Consider the following 5707-nt stretch of genomic DNA (forward strand, 5'->3'; position numbering starts at 1 on the left):
ACTCTAAATGGACAGGGAGGGCAGGTAAGACTGGTTCGCCAGCACAGCCCGTTGAGCTGTCAAGAATCACCGCTCCTTCAGGACGGTGAGTATGTCAAAACGTCTTGTCTGGTCCCGACTAGGTCAACTTCCTTGCCCTGCTACGGCGTTCCTTCATCTCACGGGAAGCTGCCAATCCTCTAGCTTCAGCCCCACGACACGACAAAATTCACGGGTGTTATGAGTTATCAGCGTCAAGTCGTGGGCACGGGCAATCGCCGCGATGAACAGGTCATTGGGACCGATGGGCGTACCCTGGCGTTGCAGATCTGCCCGAATCAGGCCGTACTCCATGGCGGCGACATCATCAAAAGCTCGGCTGACGAAGGGAGAACAAAATTGTTCTAGCGCGTTGAGATTGTGGGCTACCTGCTGACTCTTTCGTACTCCCCAGGCCAGTTCCGCTTTAACAATCGCACACAAGAATATTTCTTCTGGAACATGACGAGCCAAGTGTTGAACCGGAATCGGTGAGTTTTTAATCAAGAAAATACAGGTGTCGGTATCGAGCAGAAACATTAAAGTTCCTCGCGTACTTCATAGTCCCCTTGGGGCGGACGTTCCAGGTCGCCTTGCCAGCTTCCCAATACGTGCTGAAAATAACCTTCGGGCCAGCCCGTCTTCATTTCGCGTCGCACGAGTTGGGCCATGTATTTAGATAAGCTCAAACCCTGTGCGGTGGCGCGTTGCAGCAATCGCTGTTGCTCTTCATCGGGCAGGTAGAAACAAACCTGGGCCATCTGCACCTAATGGACAAGTATACCAAGTATAGCCTTTGCGACCTACTCGACCTGGATAAAATTACTGGTGCTGAGGTCGGCACTCCGCAAGTCTGTTCCGATGAACTTACCCACTGATAAAAGTAGCAAGGTTCACTGAACCCTGAACCCTACTTTTCGCCCCAGACCCCGCCGTTTTCCGATTCACTGGCCTCAATCCAAACTGCTCTTCCAGGCCCTGACTTACCCCCTGGGACCGCCAACCATCCCAATGGTTATGCCACACCGTTCCGTCACTACTTATCCGGTTCAACACGATATGAATGTGCTCATAGGGCTTGTCATGGTGCTGCACCAGTAAATACTGATGCTCCATTGTCTTGACCCCCATCCGCTTCAGAAACAATCGGCCTACCTGCACCCACCGCTCCGCTCCCAACCGCTCCCCTACTTGGGCACTCAGACTTCCGTGCCATACGGGTTTACGAATGGCGGGCTTTAGCTTACGTAACTGGTTAAACTCTCGGGTTAGCGTCAGGGCATCTTGACCCAACACATTCCCCCCGATAATCTCCGCATCTGCCTTCAACACATACCCGCACAACGGCCCGAAGTCCGCCATCATTGTCAACTTGGGGATCACAGCAACTTCTCCCGTAACGACTGGAGTTCCAACACCGTCTGCTCCAATATCTCTGTGTTTTTCGCCAACAGCGTCGTGAATTCCGCCTCGATGTTCTTGGTTTCATTCACCTCTTGCAGTAACTTCATCAGCTTGCGTTTCTGCTCCAATAGCTCACTGCCAAATCCACCCAGTTTCTGCCATTGCACTGAATCCGCTACCGAGATTTGTTTTATCCCAAGCCCCACTTCCCGTAGATACGGGGCCAGGGGTTTTTTAGCTAGCTTTGCTTTTTTTTGTACCACGGCTAATTCCTCATCATTGAACCGTACCCGCAACCCATGCACCCGTAAACCGCCCTCCTCCTCTTGTTCCCGATGGCGAGAACCTTTATTTTTGCTCCGTGAACCATCTAGCTCTATCGGCTCTTCCATCCCTGCATTTTGGTTCTTTTGCTCTTTCATCGGTTGGTCCTTCCTGTAGAGCGTTTACTTGTTCTGCTGCCTTCCCCGCATCTTTAACTGACCCGTTTCATCTCACCCTGCTCCCCCCACAGGCCCCTCTTCTCACATCTTGCTGTGAAGCGAGGCCCCTCTAATTCCTGCTCAACCTTATCCACTGCTCATCAGGCTTGAGACTTTGACTAACCCAACTCATAGGAATCCTCCTCGTTTTCATCCTCGATATTGCCAGGTGAAAGAGCACTCGACCCTTTCACTAACGTCAACACCGGGGTCTGTACTACCGGGTCTGTTACTTTCACTCGGGCTGGCGGTAGGGGCACACTCGGCAACTGCTGGGCCTCACGAGTCAGCACCACTTGGCTGGTGGGCAATGTCGGCAGCACCAGCACCCCATGAAACTGTGGTAGGGCCATCAACTGTGAGGGCAGAAACAGAAAGTCCGTCCTTCTCTGGTACCCCGCACTCACACTCATCGCCTGCTCACTCTCACTAGTGGAGGTCGTCGCCTCGTAATAATCCTGAGTCCCTATCGTCTTCGCCAATGCCTCACAGGTATTGCCATCTGCTGTCCGCAGTATCAGTTTGGTCTGACACAATCCAAACAACGTATCTGTCTCGTTAGGCCCATAAATATCTCTGACCTGACTGACCAACTGGAAACCCAGAATTGCACAACCCCCGTATTTACGTCCGACCGCAAGGAAGTTCTTTAACCGGGGTTGGTAACTCGCTGAGGCCAGCTCATCGAGGATTAACCACAACCTTGAAAACCCCGTGTGGTCTACCTGCCGCTGCATCGTGGCTTGGGCCACTAGGTCAAACCACATCGCCAGGATTGGGGCACTCTCTGCACTATATTCCTCCGGCACCAACAGAAATACCCAAGCCGGTTCGGGACTGGTCGCCCAGGCATGGAAGCTAAAAGCATCACTGGTGCCATCGGCGCGGGGCTGGGGATCGCTCAGGTGGTCCAACCACGCCGTCCGGCTATTCACCCCACTCAGGATATTGTCCCCGTACTGTCCCAACAAGGGCCGCATCGCCGGAGTGTTGGGGACCATCGCCGCTATCTCCTGGGGCGACAAACAGGCAATGATTTCTCTGAGCTTTTTCCAACTCTTACTGGGGGCGAGCACCTTGACCAACTCATACAAAATAATCCGGGCGTTATCCACGTAATAGGTGGAGGCCGGGTCCTTCGGTACTGCCAGTTCGCAGAACTTTTGAAACCCGCGTCCGTCCGGGAACTCATCCCAGATATTCCAACTATGGGTGGCGAGGGGGGATAACCCCAGCACCACATCGCCCCGCGCCGGGTTATAAAACTTCTTCAGGTAGTCGCCGTTGCAGTCATAAATGCATACCTTGTCGGGCCTTTGGTTAATCGTCATCAACATCGACTGAATCACCGTCGTCTTGCCCGCCCCTGGGCTACCACAGGTGAGCATGGATAACACCTCCAGGTAGCGCGGGTAAATGACCTCCCCAATTTTTAGATGGGGGCCATCCTCCTGAGTCCGCCGTGCCAGCGTCAAGGCATTGATGCTGGCTGCCGTCGCTAGGGTTGCGCCCCGGATAGCCACCGTCGCCGGGGGCCGCATCCTCTGCCCCTTCAAGTAGCCATACAAAACACTACCTCCGGTAATCCCCACCCCCACCGCCACCCCGAGGGTACTCCCGAACACCCACAGCAATAAATGCGCCGTGGTTTGGGGGTCCGCCGGGGTCTGACAGGTGAGGCTCCCGAAGCAAATCCCCGCACCCCCTGACGGCACCAACAATTCCCAGAGAGCCTGCCACACGCCTTGGGGCAACAGCCATTGACTCTGGACCCAAAAGTACAGCGGGCTCACGATAAGGGCCAGGACGCTCCCGGCGATAACGACCGGAGCCAAACTTAGCGGGGCTTGACCGGGTTGCAGTTTTGCCATCGGCCCACCACCAGGACGAGAAAGAAGGGTAGCTGGAGTGCAGCCCTCCGCAACCAGAGGGCTACCCACCAAGGTAAACGCCAGCCACTAGCCCCACCGCCAACCGGGGGCCGCGCTGGTTGTTAATTTTTATGACGTTGCTGGCTTGGGGTATAAAAGAACGAGGGTGGAGGGTGTGATGAGTAGTGAAATATTTTTGGGTCTTGGCTTATCATTCCTGGCCTTAATCTTGGTCAATAGTATGACCAATGGTGAGTTATTGGAAGGGACCGTCGCGTGCTTCTTTCGCTTAGTGCTACTCCCCTTCCAGCTCCTGGGTTTTGTCGGCTCCTTCGTCTACAAAAACCTAACCCAAGCAGCCCAGGACGTATTGCCTAAACTCAAGCGGCGGCTACAAAGAGCGGTCTGGGCGGTGCAACTATACCGACTCAAACAGACCTGGGTACAACTGCTTTACCTTAATGCTGACCCCGAGCCCCCCCGCTGGGCCTTCGCCACAGGTGGGGCGGCGGATACCGTCGTGCTCTGGGAACTGCGCTTGAGTCCAGGTGATTTTACGATTCAGTATGCAGAAAGCCTGATAGATCTATCGTCAGTCAAGACCCCTACTAGTAAGCAACAGCAGCAGGACCCCCTCCTGAGACGGCTACGCGCTGCCACCCCGCGAATTCAGCAACGACAACGCCTAGACCTTGAGCTTAAGGCGTTAGCCTTGGAGCGCAAAAAACTTCAGCAGGCCATCCGGCTCATGGTCTCGTCAGCCCGCTATCATCACCAAGTCCAGGATTACCAGCAGGCCATCAACCAAGTGGACTTAAAGATGAATCACACCCAACGGACCCTAAGAGCATTGGATAGCTACCTACGCGAAGAGTTAATCGCCGGACATATCGAGCATTTAGGCCGGGGGGCCGCGATAACCCTCTCTACTCAAGCCGTGACCCACGACAGCCCGCCACTCCCGGAGGGCTAAGCACGCGGTCTGGTCCCAGACTGCAAACTCAGTCAGGATTAAGGCCCATCTCCCGCATCCGGGCGCGTAGACCTGCAATCACCCGCTCTGCTTCCATCCGCCCCTGCTCCTGCTGGAGGGCGCGTTGCTCGGCTGCTTGACGCGCCTGCTTCTGCTCCTCTGGGTTCAGCAATTTCTCCCCAGTGTCCAAGCGGTAAAAGCCAATCAGCGCACCTTCAATCTCTAAACGTAAGCCCAGCACCCTGGAGCAGCTATCCGTAATGGGCACATACGCCCCTTGCGACTGCCCGCCGGTATCGGCGGGCTGCCCGCCACCACCCGCGGGCAAGCGATACCCCACCAATTGCTCCTTTATCCACTCTCCCTTCGGGTCAAACAACCAATACTCTTGTACCCCCAGACGCGCATACAGCTCTCTTTTCTTGCCCTGGTCTTCTTTGCGCGTACTTTCGGAGGTCATCTCAAACACCACACTCGGGACTTGACCTTCCTCCCAGATTTTGTAGCTATCGCGTCCACCCCCGGCAACATTAAGTATCACCATTACATCCGGGGCCACCCGCGCCGACTTACCTTCCTCGTAGAAAAGAAACTGATTGGCTAAAACCGTACCCTCACGTTCTGGCGGCAGGTCCTGCTGTTGGGCTAAAGCTTTAAGGTAGTCCTCCAACACCAATAAAGTCACTAGGATGACGCGCAAGTGGACGTAGCTCTCAGCCACCGGCTCACCATCAGAAGTTGGGTAAATCGTGGTCTGTCGTTGCATGGTGGAACTCCAGGGGTCCTCTGGGCGCAAACCCACCCTTTTATCCTAGGGGCTGCGGCTGCACCAGCTCAATAAAGCCCAAAGTAGATGTTCATCCGCCGCTCTTCGGCCTCGGTAAACCCCTGGCCCTTGCTCGTGGTAGTGGGCACTTCTTTTGTGGTCTGAGAACGTAGCGGTCGGGTACCCGACCGCT

At 55.1% G+C, this 5707-nt stretch carries 7 protein-coding genes; 1 reads left to right on the forward strand and 6 read right to left on the reverse strand.

What is annotated here, in order from left to right:
- Positions 1 to 153 precede the first annotated feature (153 nt).
- The 5 genes from HFM78_RS02930 to HFM78_RS02950 form a co-directional block, all read right to left on the reverse strand.
- A complete protein-coding gene (locus HFM78_RS02930) occupies positions 154 to 558 on the reverse strand; it encodes a type II toxin-antitoxin system VapC family toxin (RefSeq protein WP_287127922.1) in 405 nt (134 codons plus the stop codon).
- Positions 558 to 779, reverse strand: coding sequence for a hypothetical protein (locus tag HFM78_RS02935; protein WP_287127923.1), 222 nt, complete (start codon positions 777 to 779; stop codon positions 558 to 560). Before HFM78_RS02935 ends, HFM78_RS02930 begins: the two co-directional genes overlap by 1 nt.
- A 106-nt stretch (positions 780 to 885) precedes the next feature.
- Entirely contained in the window at positions 886 to 1401 is a 516-nt protein-coding gene (locus HFM78_RS02940; RefSeq protein WP_287127924.1) for a relaxase/mobilization nuclease domain-containing protein, read from the reverse strand.
- On the reverse strand, positions 1398 to 1844 hold the full coding sequence (locus HFM78_RS02945) for a plasmid mobilization protein (RefSeq protein ID WP_287127925.1): 447 nt from the start codon (positions 1842 to 1844) through the stop codon (positions 1398 to 1400). Before HFM78_RS02945 ends, HFM78_RS02940 begins: the two co-directional genes overlap by 4 nt.
- 179 nt (positions 1845 to 2023) lie before the next feature.
- Positions 2024 to 3775 (reverse strand): type IV secretion system DNA-binding domain-containing protein, encoded by a 1752-nt coding sequence (locus HFM78_RS02950; RefSeq protein WP_287127926.1) that lies wholly within the window; start codon positions 3773 to 3775, stop codon positions 2024 to 2026.
- Positions 3776 to 3953: 178 nt separating this feature from the next.
- On the opposite strand from HFM78_RS02950, the gene HFM78_RS02955 reads away from it, so the two are divergent.
- Positions 3954 to 4748 (forward strand): hypothetical protein, encoded by a 795-nt coding sequence (locus tag HFM78_RS02955; protein WP_287127927.1) that lies wholly within the window; start codon positions 3954 to 3956, stop codon positions 4746 to 4748.
- Positions 4749 to 4776: 28 nt separating this feature from the next.
- On the opposite strand, the gene HFM78_RS02960 is transcribed toward HFM78_RS02955, so the two are convergent.
- Positions 4777 to 5514 carry a Uma2 family endonuclease gene (locus HFM78_RS02960; protein WP_287127928.1) on the reverse strand — a complete coding sequence of 246 codons (738 nt, stop codon included), beginning with the start codon at positions 5512 to 5514 and terminating at the stop codon, positions 4777 to 4779.
- Positions 5515 to 5707 lie beyond the last annotated feature (193 nt).

The sequence above is a fragment of the Candidatus Cyanaurora vandensis genome (assembly GCF_013285555.1).
Lineage (GTDB): Bacteria > Cyanobacteriota > Cyanobacteriia > Gloeobacterales > Anthocerotibacteraceae > Cyanaurora > Cyanaurora vandensis.